21 protein-coding genes and 1 pseudogene are annotated in these 20,945 nt (G+C 41.3%); 18 read left to right on the top strand and 4 right to left on the bottom strand.

Features of this window, described 5'->3' with window-relative positions:
- The first annotated feature begins 7 nt into the window (after positions 1 to 7).
- The 7 genes from EIZ39_RS15840 (at position 8) to EIZ39_RS15810 (ending at position 6,808) form a co-directional block, all read left to right on the top strand.
- On the top strand, positions 8 to 697 hold the full coding sequence (locus EIZ39_RS15840; RefSeq protein WP_129200952.1) for a M15 family metallopeptidase: 690 nt from the start codon (positions 8 to 10) through the stop codon (positions 695 to 697).
- A gap of 108 nt (positions 698 to 805) precedes the next feature.
- Positions 806 to 2,434, top strand: coding sequence for an ABC transporter substrate-binding protein (locus EIZ39_RS15835; protein WP_129200951.1), 1,629 nt, complete (start codon positions 806 to 808; stop codon positions 2,432 to 2,434).
- A gap of 21 nt (positions 2,435 to 2,455) precedes the next feature.
- Positions 2,456 to 3,460, top strand: coding sequence for an ABC transporter permease (locus EIZ39_RS15830; RefSeq protein ID WP_129200950.1), 1,005 nt, complete (start codon positions 2,456 to 2,458; stop codon positions 3,458 to 3,460).
- Between the two features lie 12 nt (positions 3,461 to 3,472).
- Positions 3,473 to 4,342, top strand: a complete 870-nt coding sequence (locus tag EIZ39_RS15825) for an ABC transporter permease (RefSeq protein WP_129200949.1) — start codon at positions 3,473 to 3,475, stop codon at positions 4,340 to 4,342.
- Positions 4,343 to 4,355: 13 nt separating this feature from the next.
- Positions 4,356 to 5,336 (top strand): ABC transporter ATP-binding protein, encoded by a 981-nt coding sequence (locus EIZ39_RS15820; protein ID WP_205668568.1) that lies wholly within the window; start codon positions 4,356 to 4,358, stop codon positions 5,334 to 5,336.
- Complete coding sequence (locus EIZ39_RS15815) at positions 5,329 to 6,306, top strand: oligopeptide/dipeptide ABC transporter ATP-binding protein (RefSeq protein WP_240675829.1); 978 nt, start codon at positions 5,329 to 5,331, stop codon at positions 6,304 to 6,306. Before EIZ39_RS15820 ends, EIZ39_RS15815 begins: the two co-directional genes overlap by 8 nt.
- A complete protein-coding gene (locus EIZ39_RS15810) occupies positions 6,281 to 6,808 on the top strand; it encodes a helix-turn-helix domain-containing protein (protein WP_129200948.1) in 528 nt (175 codons plus the stop codon). The genes EIZ39_RS15815 and EIZ39_RS15810 overlap by 26 nt, the downstream gene beginning before the upstream one ends.
- Positions 6,809 to 6,885: 77 nt before the next feature.
- Here the strand turns inward: EIZ39_RS15810 and EIZ39_RS15805 are convergent, their stop codons facing one another.
- Positions 6,886 to 7,551 carry a PspA/IM30 family protein gene (locus EIZ39_RS15805; protein WP_129200947.1) on the bottom strand — a complete coding sequence of 222 codons (666 nt, stop codon included), beginning with the start codon at positions 7,549 to 7,551 and terminating at the stop codon, positions 6,886 to 6,888.
- A 136-nt stretch (positions 7,552 to 7,687) separates the two neighbouring features.
- On the opposite strand from EIZ39_RS15805, the gene EIZ39_RS27760 reads away from it, so the two are divergent.
- The 7 genes and pseudogenes from EIZ39_RS27760 to adhP all read left to right on the top strand — a co-directional run bounded on the left by EIZ39_RS27760 (position 7,688) and on the right by adhP (position 11,513).
- Positions 7,688 to 8,200 carry a CBO0543 family protein gene (locus EIZ39_RS27760; protein ID WP_368666326.1) on the top strand — a complete coding sequence of 171 codons (513 nt, stop codon included), beginning with the start codon at positions 7,688 to 7,690 and terminating at the stop codon, positions 8,198 to 8,200.
- A gap of 105 nt (positions 8,201 to 8,305) precedes the next feature.
- A complete protein-coding gene (locus tag EIZ39_RS15800; RefSeq protein WP_129200946.1) occupies positions 8,306 to 8,692 on the top strand; it encodes a PilZ domain-containing protein in 387 nt (128 codons plus the stop codon).
- A gap of 177 nt (positions 8,693 to 8,869) precedes the next feature.
- Positions 8,870 to 9,229, top strand: a complete 360-nt coding sequence (locus tag EIZ39_RS15795; RefSeq protein ID WP_129200945.1) for a phage holin family protein — start codon at positions 8,870 to 8,872, stop codon at positions 9,227 to 9,229.
- Positions 9,230 to 9,446: 217 nt separating this feature from the next.
- Positions 9,447 to 9,671 (top strand): hypothetical protein, encoded by a 225-nt coding sequence (locus EIZ39_RS26710; protein WP_164985127.1) that lies wholly within the window; start codon positions 9,447 to 9,449, stop codon positions 9,669 to 9,671.
- Between the two features lie 270 nt (positions 9,672 to 9,941).
- Positions 9,942 to 10,181 (top strand): PAS domain-containing protein, encoded by a 240-nt coding sequence (locus EIZ39_RS15790; RefSeq protein ID WP_129200944.1) that lies wholly within the window; start codon positions 9,942 to 9,944, stop codon positions 10,179 to 10,181.
- A pseudogene (locus EIZ39_RS15785) lies at positions 10,162 to 10,359 on the top strand (acyl-CoA dehydrogenase family protein); the annotation flags it as partial. The gene EIZ39_RS15790 and the pseudogene EIZ39_RS15785, both read left to right, overlap by 20 nt.
- A gap of 140 nt (positions 10,360 to 10,499) precedes the next feature.
- Complete coding sequence (gene adhP, locus EIZ39_RS15780) at positions 10,500 to 11,513, top strand: alcohol dehydrogenase AdhP (RefSeq protein WP_129200942.1); 1,014 nt, start codon at positions 10,500 to 10,502, stop codon at positions 11,511 to 11,513.
- A 35-nt stretch (positions 11,514 to 11,548) separates the two neighbouring features.
- On the opposite strand, the gene EIZ39_RS26705 is transcribed toward adhP, so the two are convergent.
- From EIZ39_RS26705 to pdxR, 3 genes are all read right to left on the bottom strand, one after another.
- Complete coding sequence (locus EIZ39_RS26705; protein WP_164985126.1) at positions 11,549 to 11,692, bottom strand: hypothetical protein; 144 nt, start codon at positions 11,690 to 11,692, stop codon at positions 11,549 to 11,551.
- 105 nt (positions 11,693 to 11,797) lie between these two features.
- Positions 11,798 to 11,962 (bottom strand): hypothetical protein, encoded by a 165-nt coding sequence (locus EIZ39_RS26700; protein ID WP_164985125.1) that lies wholly within the window; start codon positions 11,960 to 11,962, stop codon positions 11,798 to 11,800.
- Positions 11,963 to 12,115: 153 nt separating this feature from the next.
- Complete coding sequence (pdxR, locus tag EIZ39_RS15775; protein WP_368666325.1) at positions 12,116 to 13,564, bottom strand: MocR-like pyridoxine biosynthesis transcription factor PdxR; 1,449 nt, start codon at positions 13,562 to 13,564, stop codon at positions 12,116 to 12,118.
- Between the two features lie 147 nt (positions 13,565 to 13,711).
- On the opposite strand from pdxR, the gene EIZ39_RS15770 reads away from it, so the two are divergent.
- The 4 genes from EIZ39_RS15770 (at position 13,712) to clpB (ending at position 20,897) form a co-directional block, all read left to right on the top strand.
- Positions 13,712 to 14,320: a LysE/ArgO family amino acid transporter gene (locus tag EIZ39_RS15770; RefSeq protein WP_129200941.1), complete on the top strand. Its 609-nt coding sequence runs from the start codon at positions 13,712 to 13,714 to the stop codon at positions 14,318 to 14,320.
- Positions 14,321 to 14,426: 106 nt separating this feature from the next.
- A complete protein-coding gene (locus EIZ39_RS15765) occupies positions 14,427 to 16,040 on the top strand; it encodes a glycoside hydrolase family 13 protein (RefSeq protein WP_129200940.1) in 1,614 nt (537 codons plus the stop codon).
- A 146-nt stretch (positions 16,041 to 16,186) separates the two neighbouring features.
- On the top strand, positions 16,187 to 18,157 hold the full coding sequence (locus EIZ39_RS15760; protein ID WP_129200939.1) for a methyl-accepting chemotaxis protein: 1,971 nt from the start codon (positions 16,187 to 16,189) through the stop codon (positions 18,155 to 18,157).
- A 130-nt stretch (positions 18,158 to 18,287) separates the two neighbouring features.
- On the top strand, positions 18,288 to 20,897 hold the full coding sequence (clpB, locus tag EIZ39_RS15755; protein WP_129200938.1) for an ATP-dependent chaperone ClpB: 2,610 nt from the start codon (positions 18,288 to 18,290) through the stop codon (positions 20,895 to 20,897).
- The last annotated feature ends 48 nt before the right edge of the window (positions 20,898 to 20,945 follow it).

The following is a 20,945-nucleotide window of genomic DNA, read 5'->3' as shown; positions in this document are numbered from 1 at the left end:
GTGTTTTATGTTAAAACAATCCAATGAAACAGAGAAAGGAGGACATCGTATTATTTCTATTCAAGACTGTGGAGAACCACTTGTTACATTAGAAGGGATTTCTCCAAGAATTAAAACGTACCCCTATTATTACTTGCATCAAGTTCCTCATGCCTTAGAGCAATGCTTTCTTCGAGAGGGCGCTGCGAAGCGTCTAGTTGAAGCGGCTAACTATCTGCCAGAAGGAATAGATCTATTAGTACTGGATGCTTGGCGTCCTTTTGAAGTACAACATGCGCTATATGAGATGATTCGAGAAGAACTTCGGCAGCAAGAAGGAATGACCGAGGAGAAATTAGTGTCGGAACTCTCTAAGTTTGTGGCTCGACCTTCAGAGGATGTAGAACGTCCTTCACCACATATGACTGGTGGTGCCGTAGATGTAACTCTCGTTAATTCAAGTGGATGGCTGAATATGGGGACACAGTTTGATGAGTTTTCAGAGAAAGCGAGAGCAGATTATTACGAGAATCTAGGCACTCTTAGCGATGAGGAGATTACCATTAAGCAAAATAGGCAACTTTTGCAATCGGTAATGAACCAAGTTGGATTTACAGGCTATGAAGAAGAATGGTGGCACTTCAATTTTGGGAATCCCAGTTGGGCAAGAAAAACGAATTCGATTGCGATTTATAAAGGAATAAGAAAAACATCTTGAAATGATTCCTTTAATACAATATATTGAATATAGGTTTAATATAGTGAAAATTCTAAGTACAACAAAGAGTTACATAACTACTAAACTTCATTTAACAGGGGGGTAAACATGAAGAAAGTGAAATGGTTATCAGTCGTTTCAAGTCTTGTTCTAGCCATTGCTTTAACCGGCTGTGGTCAGAATGCAAACAGTCCTCAGGTTCAAACACCTTCAGAACAGAAGCCGGCGGATAGTGCAGGCTCCGGAGAGACTCAAACTACAGAGAGTCCTAATGGGAAGGATACTCTTGTTGTAGCTATGACTGCCGATCAAGGCACATTAGATCCGGGAGTATCGATGGACAATTCGGCGTGGAAGATTACTTACCCGACATATGAGAGACTAGTTGAATATGATGGGGCTAGTACTGAGGTAAAGGCCGGCTTAGCGAAGGAATGGAAAATCAGTGATGATGGTCTTACTTGGACTTTTATCCTCAATGAGGGACATAAGTTTGCGGATGGAACTCCAGTTGATGCCGAAGCGGTCAAGTTTACTTTTGATCGTATCTTGAAAATTGCTAAGGGACCTTCGGATGTCTATGGAGTTATCTCTGAAGTTAAGGTTGAGAATCCAAACACGGTTGTGTTCGTTCTCAAAGAGAATTTTCCGCCGTTCTTGTCAACTTTGGCAGCGAACTATGGAGGAATCGTTAATCCTAAGGTATTAGATCATGAGCAAAATGGAGATTTAGGACAAAACTATCTAGCCTCTAATACGGCCGGAAGCGGAGCCTATCACCTAACAGAATGGAAAAAGGGAGAATACTTTAAACTTGAACAAAATTCACATTCATCCGTTCAACCATCATTGAAAACGATTTATTTCAGAATCGTGGGCGATCCTTCTGCTCAGCGACTTCAATTAGAAAAAGGTGAGATTGATATTGCTGAGGGTATACCAGTAGATCAGATTGAGTCAGTTAAGGCATTCTCGAATGTTGAGCTTATTCAACAACCGAGTTTGGCGGTAGATTATTTATACGTTAATACAAGTCAAGGAAATCCGGCTCTTCAGAACGCTAAGGTTCGACAAGCTATTAGTTATGCTTTGGATTATCAAGGCATCATCGACGCTACACAGCAAGGTTATGCCACGCAGATGCGCGGTCCGATTCCGAAAGGCTTATGGGGCCATGACGAGCAGGCGATGCAATATAGTTATGACCCGAATAAAGCTAAGGAATTATTAGCTGAAGCGGGAGTTAAAGATCTGACCTTGGATTTCCTTTATTCGGACAACAAGCCATTCTGGGAAACGACAGCCCTCATGGCACAAGCTAACCTGGCGGAAGTAGGCATTAAACTTAACCTGAAGAAGGTTGCCTACGCTACGATGAGAGAAATGATTGATAAAGGGGAGTTCGATCTTTGTACGGGGGTATGGAGCCCAGACTTTGCGGATCCGTTTATGTTTATGAATTATTGGTTTGATTCTAATAGTTTTGGTTTAGCTGGAAACCGCGCCTTCTATAAAAATGATGAAGTAGACCAGATGATTCGTAAGGCAGCTTCTATTAATAATATTGATGAGAGAAAGAACCTATACCAACAAGCACAGAATATCGTTATTGAAGATGCCGCTTATATTTACCTTGACCAGAAGGATTTTCTACTCCCGATGAGCAAGGAAGTGAAGGGATTTACTTATAACCCGATGTTAGAGGGTATCTATAACTTAGCAACCATGTCGAAATAACCGATACAGGAGTGTTCGTCCATGAAGAGAATCATTATGAAGCGTTTAGCTCTCCTTCTCCTAGTGGTCTTCGGTGTCACGCTAACGACGTTCATGATTTCTCATATTATACCGGGAGATCCTGCAAGAATGATCGTTGGACAACGGGCAACGGAAGAAACACTCCAGCAGGTAAGAAAACAATTGGGCCTAGACCAACCGGTCTGGGTCCAATATTTTCACTACATGAAAGATTTACTTGCTGGAGATCTAGGAACCTCCATCCGCACACAAAAGCCTGTTGTGGATGACTTAATTGCATTTTTTCCAGCTACTTTAGAACTTGCTCTGTTAGCTTTTTTCTTCGCTATCATCATAGGTGTTCCACTTGGGATTCTCGCAGCAGTAAAAAAAGATACATTCTGGGATCATAGCAGCCGAGTGTTTGCGATTTCAGGAGTCTCCACACCCGTGTTTTGGAGTGGTTTAGTTATGATTCTTATTTTCTATGGTTATCTTAATTGGTTCCCAGCAACGGGGCGTCTGGATATAGGCATTAACCCTCCAACTAGAATTACGGGTCTATACTTAGTAGATAGTATACTTACACTCGATTGGATTGCCTTTAAGAATAGTCTATGGCATATTATCATTCCTGCCATTACACTTTCCTACGCTCAACTCGCTACAGTCACTCGTCAAGTTCGTGCTAGTATGATCGAGGTCTTGGGACAAGAATATATTCGTACAGCCGTGGCTAATGGAATCAGCGGACCTTTCCTTCTTTTCGGCTATGCATTACGCAATGCTCTGATTCCTACGATTACGGTTGTAGGGTTATCCTTCGGTTCTCTTTTAGGGGGAGCTGTCGTGACAGAAACCATTTTTGGCTGGCCTGGTATGGGGAAATATGTAGTAGAATCAATCGCTTATCTAGATTTCCCTGCTATGATGGGCTTCACATTGGTCATTGCCTGTGGATATGTACTCATTAATTTAATAGTGGACTTGACTTATTATATGTTGGATCCACAGATCAAGGAATAGGGGGAGTGATGCATGCAAGTACAAACCCAAACGGTTCTCCCGAAAAGAGATATTAATCCTGTCTGGTATAAATTAAAAAGTAATAAGATGACCTTAGTAGGTATGGGGATTTTAGGCTTTATTGTATTAATCTCTCTTCTTGCCCCGTTGCTTTCTCCCTATGATCCTACAAAGATTAATATTGCTGAACGTTTTCAGCCTCCATCTTCATCCCACTGGTTCGGAACGGATGAGGTAGGCAGAGACATCTTAACTAGGATCTTATATGGAGCCCAGCTCTCCCTCGGTATTGGGGCGGCTGTCGTTTTAGCCGCAGGAATGATTGGGACCATCCTTGGAACTATATCTGGATATTTCGGCGGTAAAATAGATCAGGTGATTATGAGATTAATGGATATGGTTCTAGCTTTTCCTACACTCATTTTAGCTATGGCATTAGCTGCTGCCTTAGGACCTAACCTGCAGAATGCGATGATTGCCATCGCCATCGTCAAGATTCCGGTGTATGTTCGACTTGCTCGGGGTGAAACCCTTGCCTTAAGAGAAAGGCTCTTTGTTAAGGCAGCAATCACTTTTGGGATTCGACCATGGAGAATAATAAGCAAGCACATCATCCCAAACGCAGTATCTCCTATTGTTATTCAAATTACTCTCGACATAGGAGATGCTATTCTGCTAGTGGCAACACTTGGTTTCCTTGGTCTCGGAGCCCAGCCCCCAACACCTGAATGGGGGGCCATGATTAGTGTCGGTTGGAAGTATCTCTTAGATTATTGGTGGTATCCTACCTTCCCTGGACTGGCTCTTTTCTTAGCTTCTGGTGCACTGAATTTGATTGGAGATGGGATTCGTGATGTTCTTGATCCAAAATCCAGTCGTTGAGGGGGTTGAATAAATGATACTTGAGATCAAAGACTTGACGGTAAAATTTAAAGGGATGAGAGGGACGGTTGAAGCTTTAAAAAATGTCAGTTTCTCCATTGGTAAAGGTGAAATCCTTGGTGTGGTAGGAGAGTCTGGTTCTGGTAAATCAGTAACGGCGTTATCTGTTTTAGGTCTGCTTGAGAAGAATGCTATGATCACAAGCGGTGAAATATTGTATGCAGGAAGAAACCTGATAACGTTAGATAAGAAAGAAAGACAAAATATCCGTGGGAAACAGATCGGTATGGTGTTCCAGGAACCGATGACCGCCTTACATCCCACGATGAAAGTAGGAAAACAGCTAGCCGAGGTCATCAAACGTCACCGAGGAGTGTCGAAGAAAGAAGCTTATCAATTAGCCGTTAAGGCTTTTGAGGAGGTGCACATTCACGAACCCCATCTTGTGGCAGACAAATACCCATTTGAACTAAGTGGAGGGATGCGACAAAGGGTCGTGATCGCCTTGGCCATGGCAGCTCCACCAGATTTATTAATTGCGGATGAGCCTACTACAGCTCTCGATGTAACTATTCAATATGAGATTCTCAAATTGATGAAAGAGCTCTCAGAGAAACGAGGAACCTCTGTATTACTTATTACCCATGATCTGGGTGTTGTTTCCGAAATATGTCAACGGGTAGTTGTCATGTATGCAGGAGAAGTCATCGAGATGGGGAAGACAGAGAGCGTATTACGGGCACCGAAGCACCCTTATACAAAGGCGCTTCTGCATGCTCTTCCGGACTTGGCTGATCCTGATGAGCCATTACACGCCATACCAGGGGAGGTTCCTGATCTGCGGAATCGACCCATCGGGTGTGCATTTGCCTCCCGCTGTGATCGTGTGATGGGAATCTGCCATGAGAAGCCTCCTGTTATGAACGTGGTCCAGGAACGTCACGCTGTATCCTGTTGGGCAGCAGAACAAGACGGAGGTGATTCAATTGACTGATATCCCTTTAATGGACTTTAACCAAGTGAGCAAACAGTTTGGTGAGGGCAAGAGAGTTGTTCATGCAGTAACCGGCGCTAATATGGGGATTAGAAAAGGTGAGGCTTTTGGCTTGGTTGGTGAATCAGGGTCTGGAAAAAGCACATTAGGAAAAATGTTAATCGGTCTAGAATATCCAAGTCAAGGAATCATTCGATACCAAGGAGAATCGCTTTGGAATGCAAAGGGGAGGTTTAATAGTCCTAGACCTGGTGAAATACAAATTGTATTCCAGGATCCTCAATCGTCCTTGAATCCGCGTATGACGGTAAGAGATATTATCGTAGAGCCCCTATATGCCTTAAGTTCACAGGAGCGCAAAGAAAAAGGAAAAGAAGAAAGATTAAATGCCTTGATTAAGAGAGTGGGCCTAAAGGAAGAACATCTTTCACGGTATCCTCACGAATTTAGTGGTGGACAAAGACAGAGAATTGCGATTGCACGTGCATTGATCACGGATCCATCCTTTATCGTCCTAGATGAACCGACTTCCGCTTTAGATGTTTCTGTTCAGGCGCAGGTTTTGAATCTGTTAAAGGAATTAAAAAGGGAGCGCAATCTTACCTATCTTTTCATCTCACATAACATGTCGGTTATCCGTTATATGTGTGATAGGATCGCTGTCATGTATAAAGGAAAAATAGTTGAAATAGGCACTGCCAAAACGTTGTTTGAGAAGCCTGGTCATCCATATACTAAGATTTTGTTATCTTCGTTACCAAGTGTATTTGATGATCCCAAGGAAAACGTTGGTTTTGCTGCACCTCAAGATTCAGGTGGAGATAGATCATGTATTTTTTATGATAAGTGTCCAAGTCGTATGGACCAATGTCACCAACCCCCTCCCTTTGAGGAATGGGACGTGAATCATTACGTTGCATGTCATGTCAAAGAGGTGAGCTCAGATGTTTCAAGGAGAACGGGTACGTGATAGTCGAAGGCTGAAGAATTTAACACTTAAGGAATTAGCGGAGCTAACGGGGTTAAGTGCTAGTTTACTCTCCCAGATCGAAAGAGGTCTTGTAGATCCAACGGTAGGTACGTTCTGGAAGATTTGTAATGCATTAGACATTCCCATTCACCAATTTTTCCAGGAAATGCAGGCGGAACAATTGGTCGTACGTAGAGCACAACGAAGGATGATGGAATTGTCTAATGCAAATGTAAAATATCATTATTTATCACAGAACCAAGCAGGTAAGATTCAGTTCTTGCTTGTAGAGATTCAACCAGGTGAAATGAAAGAGCAGGAGCTTGTCTCACATTCTGGAGAAGAATGTGGATTAGTTTTACAAGGTGAACTTACCGTTATCTATGGCAATCAAGAAATTCACTTAGGGGAGGGCGATAGTATTCATTTCACGAGTACAATCCCTCACCGTTATATCAATCCAGGTAATGTGCCATCTCTTTCTGTCTGGGCTATGGCTTAAACTTAAAAAGAATCATATAAAAAAGACGAACACAACCGCCTATGTGTTCGTCTTTTATGCAATCACTACCTGATAAATTAGGACTCATACTTCTTCAATAGCTCTGTTAATTCTTCTTCGATTTCGTTGTTTTTTTCTAGATTAGCAAACTCCTCATCAAGAGACTTCTCACGCTTGTTCATATCATGACTTGCTTCAGCTTCGGCTTCTAGTTGCAATACTTTGTCTTGCATACGGTTTAAGCCATTCACGGCACTACTTGAACTGATACTAGTCATCGCTTTATTGATCCCTTTTTGTGCTTTTGCTGCATTAGCACGAGCCACGAGTGCCTCTCGTTTACTCTTTAGTTGAGTAATCTGGTTACGCATATCCGCTAACTTTTCTCTAAGGGTATCTGCTGCAGTCTTGTTTAGTTCATAGCTTGCTAGGTATTCTTGCTTTTTTTGTTCGGCTATTTTTTTCTCTTCTAACGCTCTACGGGCTAGATCGATATTTTTGGCTTGTGCAGCTAGGTGAGCCTGTTCATCTCGCTTTGTTACTAGTGCTTCCTGCTCTTCATAAAGCTGTTTGAATTTCTTTTCGATTGCGATCTGGGTGGCCACAGCTTTTTCAGCTTCCTCTATATCTGCCTGCATATTACGAAGATATTGATCCGTCATTTTGATTGGGTCTTCGGCTTTATCTATGAATGAATAAATATTGGATAAAGTTAAATTACGTAATCTGTGAAATAGGGACACGATGAAACCTCCTCTTATTCAATAGTAATTACTTCCATATACGTAAGTCATTAGAAAAAAGTTTCAAGAGTTGAACATATTAGGTAAACTCATGATGCAAACTATTGTTAATATATGAAAAGAAGTAGGGAATAAAATGCACGTTTTAACAGCCGTTCTATTTATTGGATTTGTATGGAGATGGGGAGATATAAGAAATTGGACGATCTATTATTCAACCCTCCTTTATGTTGCCATATGTAATTTGCTCTATAATTTCCTCTGCCATCATTACCCTTTGTGGCGATGGGTTCCTGATTGGTTGTCTAATCATAGTTTGACCGACTTATTGTATATTTTCATCATTGTACCTGCCATATCGTTCCTATATTTGTCACGTTATCCGAATCAGAGCCCCTTTAAAACAAAGCTCCTATATTTTTTCCTTTGGGTGGCAGCTTTCACCTTGATTGAGTGCGTTTGGGTATGGTTTGGGAAAATAAAATATTATCATGGTTGGAAAGTCAGTTGGTCATTTGTTTTTTATAACATTATGTTTATACTGATTCGTGTTCATCTCAAAAAACCTTTATTAGCTATTTTTTTTACGGTATTGGTTACCATGTTTCTTATTTTGGTATTTAATGTCCCCTTAAATAATAAACACTGAAGTATGGCGATATTAAGTCTTTCTAAAATTTAACAGGAATTCAGGACGTGGAACTTTTTCCTTATTATAATAGTGGTAATGAGTATAAGGTGAGGGGGAAGTTACATGAGTTCTGATGGAATATATCGGCGACAGGAGGGATTCCGTTTTGTTTTTAATCCGCCCATTATAGGTTCTTTTCAACTGACTCACATACAGGGAGTCGAAACGAACTCAGACAAATGGGGTTTTATGTCTGTTCTCGATATTAGTTTGAGTGGTGCTAAATTAGCAACAGATTTGGATTTTCCTCATTTAAAAAGCAAGATCGTTGCAAAACTAAAGATTCATGAACATGAATTGAACCTAATTGGAGATATTGTTTGGAAAAAAAAGGGTGTACCTCATTGTCTATACGGAATTAAATTCACTGATGCCAGCTATAAGGAAAGAATCTTCACAGAGCTAAAAGGTTATCGTGCTGAAAAAAAGAATAAACATCTTGTAATATAAAAAAGTCGCTAAGTTTAGCGATTTTTTCCGTTCAAGAGGAATTCATCAGACTAATCTTTATTACATCTTTCTTTTTCATTGTGAGAGTATCTCATTAGGTTTTGAGTTTTTTTATCAATTACATAAAATTTGAGCTGTTGGATATAACAAAATTACACTCGAAAGGAGGGATAAGAGATGACACTCTTACGTCATTTCATTCGATTCGCTGTTACAGCGATCGTATTGTTATTGGTAGGTTGGATCGTTCCAGGATTTCAAGTAGTTGGATTTTGGACAGCCTTCTTAGCGGCCATTATTATTGCTGCTATTGGTTGGGGAATTGAAGCTTTTATGGGGCCAAGATTATCACCCTATAGTCGTGGGTTTATCGGCTTTATTGTAAGTGCGGTCGTGATTTACTTTACTCAATTCTTTCTTGCTGGTCTCCGCGTGACATTGATTGGTGCGATATTGGCGGCGATTGTGATAGGAATTGCCGATCTGTTTGTTCCCGCAAAGCCGCGTTTTGCGGGTGGAGAGTTAGGAGATCGTTAGACATTAGAAGAGGGTGTCTCAAAGGATCCTTCGGAAAATAATCCGATTTCGAAGTCATGCACCAGGGACTTTGAAGCCCTTACCCACACCCTGGTGACTATCTTTGGGACACCCTTCTTTTTCTCCACATAAACATCAGGGTATGGGGTAATACTATAAAATCCTATATACTATCCTTAAGGGATATCTTATTCATTTTAGTGGAGGAAAACGCAGAATGAACAAAACTCTAAGGATCAGAACTCGTCTTGTTGCCTTATTTACGATCATTCTCACGGTTTTAGTATGTACGACTTTCTATATCTTTACCGTAAATAAAAATAATGAATATATTAGCTTATTGATGTTTTTAACTCTTTTATTTGCAGGATTAACAGCGGGAAACATAATGGTATTGTTAATTCTTGTTAGGAATAAGAAAAACAATAAGTCTGTCGATTAATCAGAGTTGTGAATTGCTTCAATCTAAATGAACGGTACCCCCATCAACTTTATCCTCAAAATAATGCTAATTGAACCCCAACAAAAATCATGGTTTGTTCCCTTAATTGTTATTGTAAACGTGGTTTCCATGCTTTATCCTGAGAAGTGGACAGGAGCATAGTGTTTCTTACTATTTAACAGCGGTATGCGCACTTTATACAGCCTTATGAAAAGCAATGTAGTAAAACAATATCTCAACTATAAAGGTGATAAGTAAAGGAGCAACGGAATGAATCCAGTATGGTTTGAAGCGATTGTGAACCATCTCTCAGAAGGCGTGGTGGTGATGGATGCAGATCGTATCATTCACTACTTAAACCCGCTTGCAGCCAATATGACAGGGTGGGTAGTAGGTGCAAGAGTTCCGTATTGCTCTTACTGTCAGATGCGTTATGTAGAGCATGGAGAAGAGCGTTGTATTTTGGCAAGGGAAGACCGCATTCCTGTTTTCCAAGAAAGTTGCGACTAATAGCGCCATTCGTATACTTGACTTGGCTATGCGTGTTGTTGGTGGATCCAGTCTTTCTCGAACCTTGCCATTGGAGAGATGGTACCGTGACGTAAGAGCCGGACTTCATAATCCACCAATGGATGATTCAGTTACCAAACTCTTAGCCAAGCGAGCTTTAGATGAAGGAAAGTTATAATACTCTGCTGCTTTCAACATTCTGTAACAAATTAGCAGGATTTGGTGATCACTGTTAAGTTTGTCACAACTATGATTTTCTCCCAAGGCTACAATGAAGTTGTCAAGCTAGAATACTGATTAGTCAAAGGAGAATGTGAGATGAAAGCAGCCATTGTTAAATCCTTTAAAGAACCCCTTGTCGTTGAAGAAACTCTTAAGCCTGAGATTTCATATAATGAAGTTCTTGTTCGTATAACAGCGTGTGGTGTGTGTCACACGGATCTTCATGCCGCTCATGGAGACTGGCCTGTAAAGCCTAAACTTCCATTAATCCCTGGTCACGAAGGAGTAGGAGTAATAGAGCAAGTAGGACCAGGAGTAACCCATCTAAAAGTAGGAGATAGAGTAGGTATACCTTGGTTATATACAGCGTGTGGGCACTGTGAATATTGCTTAACTGGACGTGAGACTTTATGCCATGACCAGTTAAACTCTGGTTATTCTGTAGATGGTGGTTACGCGGAGTATTGTAAAGCGGACGCTAACTATGTTGTAAAAGTCCCAGAAAACCTGAGTTCAGTGGAAGCTGCACCTATTTTTTGCGCAGGTGTAACAACGTATAAAGCTCTTAAAGTTTCTAAGGCAAAACCAGGAGAATGGGTTTCGATTTTTGGAATAGGCGGGCTCGGTCATGTTGCCATACAATATGCTAAAGCCATGGGTTTAAAAGTGGTTGCCGTGGATACAGGCAATGAGAAATTAGAGCTAGCCAAATCATTGGGAGCAGATCTTGTCATCAATCCTATTGACGAAGACGCAGGCGAATGGATTCATCGTGAGGTTGGTGGAGTACATGGATCCATTTGCACAGCGGTAAGTAAACAGGCTTTTGGTCAATCTTATCGTTCTGTTCGTCGTGGTGGGGTATGCGTAGCAGTAGGACTACCACCAGAAGAAATGTCGATTCCTATTTTTGATACCGTATTGAACGGGGTCGAGGTAGTAGGATCGATCGTTGGTACACGTAAGGACTTACAGGAAGCCTTACAGTTTGCAGCTGAAGGAAAAGTTAAAACGATTGTGGAAGTTAGACCGCTGGAAGATATTAATGAAGTGTTTGATGATATGATTCATGGCAAAATCAATGGTAGAGTCGTTTTATCCTTTGAATAATTCGAAAAGAGTGATCCTGTTGTGGGATCACTCTTTTATTTATCCTCTTGTAGATCTTCTTTTGAATAGCCCTGAGATTGCAGATGTCGCATAAAAATTTCGTTCACTTCCTGTTGGGTGATCGTAGCTCTCTGAAACTGAGCCAACTCGTTAATCAGTGAATCTTTATCGAGTTCCATTTCCATCTATCTCCTTTGCACATATGGTTAACAAATAATCATGACGAAAGGGCTTGAGCCCAAAAGATGAACTTTCTTTTAGGTCAGCCCCTTCCGAATTAATCCCTATTGCTCGTTCCGTTGTGCATTGCCCTGTGCTTGTTTAGCGTTAAAAACATTTGCAGCTTGTTCAGCAGAAAACTCTGTATCAGCTTGACCAGGAACTGGCATCTGGTTTAACTGTGTGGACTGAACATCCGCTTTTGAAGCGCGATTTCTTTGTTTAGCCATGTTGAAGACACCTCCCTTATATAGGATTAACAACAAAATTTAGGCTTCCATGAAAAACAATTTTTTATCCATATGCACATGGAATGTAGAAGTAGGATCATAGCCACATACGTCTGGTATGCACAGGAAGGATCCCTATCTCGTTTGTTATCATTATTGCTTTATCAATTCTTTTACGATATGTGAAAGATTCATAATTCCTTGTTGCAGATCCAGTGGCTCGACATAGGAATAAGAGAGACGAATAGTCGTGGTTTCGTACGAACCATATATACTGCCTGGATTGATAAGCAGTCCATGGTGGAGGCATTGCTCGAATAAAACAGTTGGCGAGATAGAATGAGTGAGTTCTAACCAAATATAGTACCCGCCTGTCGGAGTGTTCCAACGCGCTATACCCGAAAAAAATTTCTCAAGTGCATTTAATGCTATATCCCTTCTCCTTTTTAGCTCATCACGAATGCGTTCTAAATGAATGGTATACATTCCGCTTGCAAGCCACTCCTCGGCCGCCCTTTGGGATATAGAACTGCTTCCGTAGTCTGTTTGCATTTTGATGTCAGCTAACCGGTCTATGACGGTCTCAGGTCCAATCAACCACCCGATACGCAAACCTGGAGATAAAGTCTTGGACAAGCTTCCCAGATATAATACTTGGCCCGTACGATCGTGAGACTTTAAAGGAAGTGGAGCTGGGGAATCAAACCAAAGATCTCCATATACATCATCTTCTATGATGGGTAGACTCTCTCGTTCGCAGGTGTTAAGAATATCTGTTCTTCTCTTTTGCGACATGGTTAGACCAGTAGGATTGTGAAAAGAAGGGATGGTATATAAAATAGCAGCATTGGTTTTCCTTCTTTCTCCAATCATCATCTTCACATCTAGGCCTTCAGAATCCATAGGAATACCTTGTAGGTTCATTCCTGCTGATTGAAAGACATGAAGCGAATAGAGATAGGAAGGTCTCTCATGTAAGATGGTAGAGCCTTTCTTAAGAATACCGATTGCGATCAGCTGTATGGCTTGCAAAGCGCCAGATACGATGAGAACCGATGATGGATCAACGTTCAATCCCTTGGTTGCCAGGTATCGAGAAATTTCCTTCCTCAGTCCAAGAGAACCCTTTGGTTCTTCGTAGCCTAAGGAAGTGACTTGTTGGGAGACAGTTTGCAAGATTTGTTTCATCATAGCTGAAGGAAAAAGGCTAGGGGACATTTCACCTGTGCCCAACCGTTGTATGTGCGGCTGAAATTCAAGCTGGTTTATTTTTTGAATGGTAGATAGATTGGGGTAATGAATTCCGTTATCTACATAGACACTCCAGTTTGGTGGACGCAATGCAGAAAGCAGAGACCATGAATTATTAGCCACTCTTGTACCACTTCCGCTTTTTCCTTCCAATAAACCCTCACCGATCAGTTCCTCAATTGCGGTAACTACTGTACTTCGATTGACACCATATTTTTCAGCTAAATATCTCTGAGTAGGTATTTTCATTCCTACAGTCCATCGGCCATTTTCAATGTTGGTTCTTATATATTCCTTAATTTGTATGTAAAGAGGTACAGAAGAGGTTTTATCCGGTATCCAATCCAACAAAAGTATGCAACTCCTTATTCTTTCCATCACTACGAGCTATTATACTATTTGGTTGGTATATGAGCCAACCAATTGGATGGAGACAAAGAGATCTCAACGTTATAAGATCAAATGAGAAAAAAGCAAAACATAATGGAGGTATTTCACGTGATACAATCAGCAATACATGGCTTTATTCTGGCGTTAGGTCTCATCCTTCCATTAGGGGTTCAGAATGTGTTTATTTTCAATCAGGGAGTATTACAAAGACCAGTAGTTCGAGCGATGCCTGCTGTTCTAACAGCTTCTCTTTGTGACACACTGCTTATCGTATTAGCGGTCACAGGTGTATCTTTGCTCGTTTTAAATGTTATATGGTTTAAGTATATACTTCTCGTTGGAGGTACGCTCTTTTTAGTGTATATGGGGTGGGCAACTTGGAATAGTACCCCACAAGCTGAAGGCGGGGGTCAACAGACATTCACAGCGAGAAAACAAATGATGTTTGCTATGTCGGTATCGTTGCTAAATCCCCACGCTATACTTGATACAATTGGAGTGATTGGAACTAGCTCTCTACAATATATAGGTAGTGAGAAGTGGGTGTTTACTGTATCGTGTATCCTTGTTTCATGGTTATGGTTTATTAGTTTGGCGATGGCCGGACGTCTAATAGGAACAGTAGACAAATCGGGAAAGTTGCTTAAGTGGCTGAGTAAGGTATCTGCTATCGTGATGTGGGGAGCAGCCATTTATTTAATTACCTCGTTAGTCTAGTGATGGAAGACTTCTTATTCGTAAGAGGTATGGAAAATCAACTCATAGTAAATCCTTTAATGAACTGATTTTAAAGTGCGGTAGTTCAATTAAGGAGGAATACCAAGTGAAGAGAGCCTGGTGGAAAGAATCTATCGTTTATCAAGTCTATTGGCGCAGTTTTTTGGACTCTGATGGGGATGGTTTTGGTGACTTGCAAGGGGTCCTCGCTAAGTTAGATTATATCCAAAATCTCGGTGTCGACGTGATATGGTTGAATCCATGTTATGAATCTCCTGATGTAGACAACGGATATGATATTTCTGATTACTATGGTATCATGCCGAAAGCAGGATCCATGAATGATTTTGATGAATTATTAGATGAGGTACATAAACGGGGGATGAAGCTCATTTTGGATCTGGTCGTGAACCATACCTCTAATCAACATCCGTGGTTCATTGAATCTAGGGCATCATTAAATAATCCAAAGCGAGATTGGTACATATGGCGAGATGGAAAAGGAGATCAACCACCTAATAATTGGCGATCCTATTTTGCCCCATCGACATGGGAATATGACTCCAGAACAGGTCAGTATTATTTCCATTCATTTGCTGTAGAACAGCCCGATCTGAATTGGGAGAATACCGAAGTCCGCGAAGAGATCTATAAGATGATGCGTTATTGGTTAGACAAGGGAATTGATGGTTTCCGCATGGATGTTATCAATTTATTAGCGAAGATAGACGACTTTCCGGACGCTCAGTATCCAGACAAGATCGATTATCTTGGGAATAATCCAGGCATCCATGAGTATTTAAAGGAAATGCATGATAAGGTTTTGAGGGATTATGATATTTTTACCGTCGGAGAGATCCCCTTTGTTACCCCGGAAGATGGATTGCTCTATGTAGGGGAAGATAGAGATGAGCTTCATACCTTATTTCATTTTGAAGTGGCTGACGATATGCCGACTTGGGATATGAAGAGGTTTAAGGAAATTCAACAGCGTTGGTATGACGGTTTATGGGGAAGGGGCTGGAATTCGCAGTTTCTGAATAACCATGACCATACTCGTCTCGTAACACGTTACGGAAATGATGAAGAATACCGTATCGAGTGTGCTAAGTTATTTGCTACTATGCTCCATACCTTACCAGGCATGCCGTATATATATCAAGGGGAAGAAATTGGGATGACTGGTGTTCGATTCAACTCGATTGAGGACTATCATGATATTGCTATGAAAAACAAGTATAGGGAAGAAGTGTCCAAAGGCCGTAATCCAAGAGAAGTATTGGAAGGTCTCCAGTTACTTAGCCGAGACAATTCTCGTACACCGATGCAATGGAATCGGGGGAGTAACGCAGGATTTACACAAGGTATTCCATGGATAACAGTCAATCCCAATTATGTAGACATTAATGTTGAACAGGCAGTACAGGATCCAGAATCCGTGTATTATTACTACCGAACGCTCATTCACCTTCGGAAAGAGAATTTAGTCATGGTTTACGGATCGTATCACGATTTAACGAAAGATGACCCACACATTTACGCGTATGAACGAGAGTTAGAGGACGAGAAGATTTTGGTTATCCTAAACATCTCTAACGCTGCGAACAGTTTTAAGATTCCACATGATGTGGGAGAACTACTCATTCATAACTATCCTATAGAAGAAGGGGATAAACAACACCTCCTCCGTCCTTGGGAAGCAAGAATCTACAGAGTTTAAGCAACTCATAAAGCAAAGTACACATGTGCTTTGCTTTTTTTGATTTTGTATAAATTGTTTACACTTCAAAATTTAGGAATATGGTACTATGACTTGTATCTTTGAGACTAGGTAGAATGAATAATTTTTGAAGGGATGTATTGTTCATGAAAAGTATGAAAACGAAGATACTCATTTTAGTATCTAGTTTGCTGTTATCGAGTCTTCTTCTGTTAGCTGGTGTAAATCATTACAATTCTGCAAGAATTCTAGAAGAACAGTTAAGGCAAGAAAGTAGTTTAGAAGCAACCAATGTTGCGGTTGAATTAGAGAAATTTTTATATACCAAGCAAAGTGTAATGGATACCCTTGCTGCTACGGCTAGTACATATTATGGCGATAATGAGAAGGTGTTAGCATTTATCAAACAAGCTCAATCTCAATTAAGCTTCCTCACAGCCATCATTTATTCACCAGATCTTCTTGGAGCAAATTCCTTTACTCATCAGGGCAATGCAGTGGATATTTCTTCACGCCCGTTTATTAAGGATTTATCAGCTGGAAAATCTATTATTTCGGACCCTGTGGTATCAAAAGCAGATGGCAGCCTAGCCGTTATTATAGGTGCCCCTATCGTTAAAGATGGGAAAACTGTCGCTCATTTAACAGCTTCAATCAATTTAGAAGAGGCTACAAAACTACTGTCCACTGTTAAAGTAAGAGAAACAGGATACGCAACATTGCTAGATACACAGGGGACCATCATTTATCATCCTGACTCTGAGTTAATTATGAAGAAGAATATCGAAGAGTTTGGGGTTGAAGAGCTCACGAATTCTTTCCAACAAGCAAAAGAAGGAGTGAACACATTTACGAACTATGAGTTAGAGGATGGCATAGAAAGGTTTGGTTCTTTTGTTTTAACTCAAAATGGTTGGGTCGTGTTAGTGACGGCTCCGATACAAGAGTTATACCTCCCCTTAAACAATCTAACTAAAGCAAATGTAGTTATTGTTCTCCTTATGATTTTAGTGGGGATGGCTATATCTTACTTGTTGGCTAGTTACCTCATACGTCCGATCGTTACCTTACGTGCTGCTGTTCAAGATGTTGCAAGCGGAAATCTGACAAAAGAGGTACATATTCAAGGAAGAGACGAACTCGCTCAACTCGCAAGTGACTTTAATAGAATGACACAAAACCTAAAGGAATTAGTTATTCGTGTAGGAAATAGCGTTGAAGGTGTAAATGATTCAACGATCAAACTCGTTGAGCAGTCTGATCTTAATCGTCAAAGTATGGAAGAAATAACGCATGCTGTACGGATGGTTGCGGCAGGTTCTGATGAACAGTTTTCCAAATCTTATGACGCAGAACAGGTGGTAAATGAAATTTCTAAAGGTATCGATCAAGTGGCACACTCCATACAGACAGTTGCGGATCAAACGGTGACAGCTAGCCAACAGGTGGCAAACGGAAACCATGTCGTTAAAGGAACGATCGATCATATGAAACTAGTATATGAGAAGGTAGAAGTAACGAGCCAAATTATTAACCATCTTGGAAGCAAGTCTAAAGAAATAAGTCAGATTGTATCGTTGATTACCGATATTGCTAATCAAACTAATCTCTTAGCTCTCAATGCAGCTATAGAAGCGGCTCGAGCGGGAGAACATGGAAGAGGGTTCGCTGTGGTTGCTGATGAAGTTCGGAAGTTGGCAGAACAATCGGGCCAATCAGCTGGGAAAATTAACACCTTAATCCAAGATATCCAACAAGAGGCTATGAGTGCCGTTGGTTCTATGAGTGAAGGATCAGTGGCTATGAAGGAAGGTATGGAACAGGTCCATCAAACAGGTGAGGCCTTCCAAGTGATTGCAAGAGTCGTAGAAGAGGTAGCGAGTCAGTCCCAGGAAGTTTCAGCAATTGTAGAAGAAGTCAATGCGAGCATGGCTAGCATGCTTGAAATGATGAATGGCATTTCACAAATTTCGGAACAAGCGAAAGTCGCTAGTGAACAAGTGGCAACAACTACAGAAAATCAAGTGGAGACAATGAACGAAGTTTGGTTGGCAGTAAATCACTTGCAGCAGTTGTCAACAGAGTTACAAGAAGGGATTAAAAAGTTTAAGGCCTAAAAGATATCGAAAGGCTTTGGGTTTGTTCCCGCTTCCGCCTACAGCTGGTTTTATAATAAAATAAATATTGGTAATCAATAAGGATAGTTCCTTTACATAAGTATAGGAAATTACAAGGGAGGAATGACCAATGGATATGGATCGTTTTACGGTAAAGTCCCTTGAAGCGATTCAGCAGGCAGAAACAATAGCAGCCCGCTATGGTCACGCCGAAATAGATTTGGAACACTTGCTATCGGCACTGGTTGAACAGCAGGACGGGTTAATTCCAAGTCTATTGGAGAAGATGGGTGTTTCTGTTAAGTCCATCTCACAGGGATTGGCCCAAATTTTGGAACGGAAAGCTAGGGTGTCAGGACCCGGTCGAGAAATGGGTAAGGTATACATTAGCGGTTTATCTAGACAAGCGTTGCTTGAGGCGGAAGAAGAAGCTAAAAAAATGAATGATGAGTATATTTCAGTCGAGCACCTTTTCCTTGGTTTAATCTCTCAAGCCGAGAAGACAAGTTTAGGTTCTTACTTAAAGAATGAGAGAATAACTCGAGACTTTTTCTTACATTCATTATTTCAAGTTCGGGGGAATCAACGAGTGACAAGCAATCACCCAGAGGCGACTTATGAAGCTCTAGAGAAGTATGGGCAAGACCTGGTCTTAGCGGCCCGTACCAATAAACTCGACCCAGTTATCGGTCGCGATGCAGAGATCCGCAGAATTATTCAGATATTATCCCGCAAAACCAAGAATAATCCGGTACTAATGGGGGAACCGGGAGTAGGGAAAACAGCCATTGTGGAAGGACTTGCTCACCGTATTGTGCGGGGAGATGTTCCCGAAGGACTAAGGAGTAAAAGAGTATTTTCCCTCGATATGGGGGCTCTAGTGGCAGGGGCGAAGTTTCGAGGAGAATTTGAGGAAAGATTGAAGGCAGTCTTACAGGAAGTTAAAAAGAGTGAAGGACAGATCCTGCTCTTCATTGATGAGATTCATACCATTGTTGGCGCTGGAAAAGCGGAAGGGGCTATGGACGCAGGAAATATGCTCAAACCCATGCTGGCAAGAGGAGAACTACATTGCATAGGAGCTACGACACTTGATGAATATCGTAAATATATTGAAAAAGATGCTGCATTGGAACGGAGATTTCAGCCTGTTATCGTTCAAGAACCTACGGTTGAGGACACCATCTCCATTTTAAGAGGACTAAAAGAAAGGTTTGAAATTTTTCACGGGGTTAAAATCCATGACCAAGCTCTTGTGGCAGCAGCTATACTATCAAACCGCTATATTACCGACCGTTTTCTCCCGGACAAAGCCATAGATCTTATGGATGAAGCTTGTGCTCTCATTCGCACCGAAATTGATTCGATGCCGTCCGAGCTTGACGAAATATGCAGAAAAGTGATGAAGCTAGAGGTAGAAGAAGCCGCACTGAAAAAGGAAACCGATCGAGCGAGTCAGGAGCGTTTAGTACAACTTCAAAAAGAACTAGCAGAGCATAAGGAGATTCTTCACCGTTTAAGAGCACAGTGGGAACATGAGAAAGAATCTCTACTATCTATCCAAAAAATAAGGGAAGACATCGAGCGCCTCCAGCAACAAATGCTCTCGGCTGAAAGGGAGTATGATTTAAATAAGGCTGCTGAAATAAAGTACGGATCCTTGCCAAATCTTGAAAAAAAGCTGCGAGAAGAAGAAAGCAAGATGTCAGAAAAAAGAGGGAGCGAGACAACTCTTCTTCGTGAAGAAGTAACAGAGGATGAAATTACGAGAATCATAGCTAGATGGACAGGCATCCCTATAGCTAAACTTATCGAAGGTGAGCGAGAAAAATTACTAAAACTAGATCAGGTGCTACATCAGCGAGTGATCGGACAGGAAGAGGCCGTTCAAGGAGTTGCTGATGCGATAATACGTGCGAGAGCTGGGATCAAGGATCCAAGAAGACCCATTGGCTCCTTTTTATTCCTAGGCCCAACCGGAGTAGGGAAAACGGAACTGGCGAAAACACTAGCCGAGGCTCTCCTTGACTCAGAAGATCATCTCATTCGATTCGATATGAGTGAATATATGGAAAAGCATGCGGTATCAAGATTACTAGGCGCTCCTCCTGGATACGTAGGTTATGAGGAAGGTGGCCAACTGACCGAGGCTGTCAGAAGGAAGCCTTACTGTGTTATCCTTTTTGATGAAATGGAGAAAGCTCATTATGACGTATTTAATATTCTATTGCAAATACTTGATGATGGGAGAGTCACGGATTCACAAGGTAGGGTAGTTGATTTTAAGAATACTGTCATCATTATGACATCCAATATTGGTTCCGGGCATCTGTTAGAAGGGATTAACCAACAAGGGAGTATCACAGAAGAGGCGAAAGAAGCCGTCCTATATGAATTAAAGAGACACTTCCGCCCGGAATTTTTAAATCGGATAGATGACTTGATTCTGTTTAAACCGTTGACCGAACAGGAAATTATCAGAATCATAGATCTTCTGTGGAACGATCTTACGGATCGACTGAGAGATCAGGGAATTAAACTAGAGATAACCAATCAAGCAAGGGGATACATTGCCTGTGAAGCGTATGACCCGGTCTATGGTGCTCGACCACTAAAGCGCTTTATGCAGCGACATGTGGAAACGCCTATTGCGAGAACCTTATTAGGAGGACAAGTGGTAAGCGGGGCAAGTTTAAAGGTCGATTATGAAGATGGACAGCTTAAAGTAGAGATCTTATAGTAATCCAACCTGCCCTTTCTTAGGGCAGGTTCCAGAAAGAGTAAACGA

Source organism: Ammoniphilus sp. CFH 90114 (assembly GCF_004123195.1).
Taxonomy (GTDB): Bacteria; Bacillota; Bacilli; order Aneurinibacillales; family RAOX-1; genus YIM-78166.
This window is presented reverse-complemented; position numbering and strand designations above follow the sequence as displayed.

Excerpts from the sequence above, each read along its gene's own strand:
- EIZ39_RS15840 (WP_129200952.1), top strand. The coding sequence starts at position 8 with ATGTTAAAACAATCCAATGAAACAGAGAAAGGAGGACATCGTATTATT.
- EIZ39_RS15835 (WP_129200951.1), top strand. The coding sequence starts at position 806 with ATGAAGAAAGTGAAATGGTTATCAGTCGTTTCAAGTCTTGTTCTAGCC.
- EIZ39_RS15830 (WP_129200950.1), top strand. The coding sequence starts at position 2,456 with ATGAAGAGAATCATTATGAAGCGTTTAGCTCTCCTTCTCCTAGTGGTC.
- EIZ39_RS15825 (WP_129200949.1), top strand. The coding sequence starts at position 3,473 with ATGCAAGTACAAACCCAAACGGTTCTCCCGAAAAGAGATATTAATCCT.
- EIZ39_RS15820 (WP_205668568.1), top strand. The coding sequence starts at position 4,356 with ATGATACTTGAGATCAAAGACTTGACGGTAAAATTTAAAGGGATGAGA.
- EIZ39_RS15810 (WP_129200948.1), top strand. The coding sequence starts at position 6,281 with ATGTTTCAAGGAGAACGGGTACGTGATAGTCGAAGGCTGAAGAATTTA.
- EIZ39_RS27760 (WP_368666326.1), top strand. The coding sequence starts at position 7,688 with ATGCACGTTTTAACAGCCGTTCTATTTATTGGATTTGTATGGAGATGG.
- EIZ39_RS15800 (WP_129200946.1), top strand. The coding sequence starts at position 8,306 with ATGAGTTCTGATGGAATATATCGGCGACAGGAGGGATTCCGTTTTGTT.
- EIZ39_RS15795 (WP_129200945.1), top strand. The coding sequence starts at position 8,870 with ATGACACTCTTACGTCATTTCATTCGATTCGCTGTTACAGCGATCGTA.
- EIZ39_RS26710 (WP_164985127.1), top strand. The coding sequence starts at position 9,447 with ATGAACAAAACTCTAAGGATCAGAACTCGTCTTGTTGCCTTATTTACG.
- EIZ39_RS15790 (WP_129200944.1), top strand. The coding sequence starts at position 9,942 with ATGAATCCAGTATGGTTTGAAGCGATTGTGAACCATCTCTCAGAAGGC.
- adhP (WP_129200942.1), top strand. The coding sequence starts at position 10,500 with ATGAAAGCAGCCATTGTTAAATCCTTTAAAGAACCCCTTGTCGTTGAA.
- EIZ39_RS26705 (WP_164985126.1), bottom strand. The coding sequence starts at position 11,692 with ATGGAACTCGATAAAGATTCACTGATTAACGAGTTGGCTCAGTTTCAG.
- EIZ39_RS26700 (WP_164985125.1), bottom strand. The coding sequence starts at position 11,962 with ATGGCTAAACAAAGAAATCGCGCTTCAAAAGCGGATGTTCAGTCCACA.
- EIZ39_RS15760 (WP_129200939.1), top strand. The coding sequence starts at position 16,187 with ATGAAAAGTATGAAAACGAAGATACTCATTTTAGTATCTAGTTTGCTG.
- clpB (WP_129200938.1), top strand. The coding sequence starts at position 18,288 with ATGGATATGGATCGTTTTACGGTAAAGTCCCTTGAAGCGATTCAGCAG.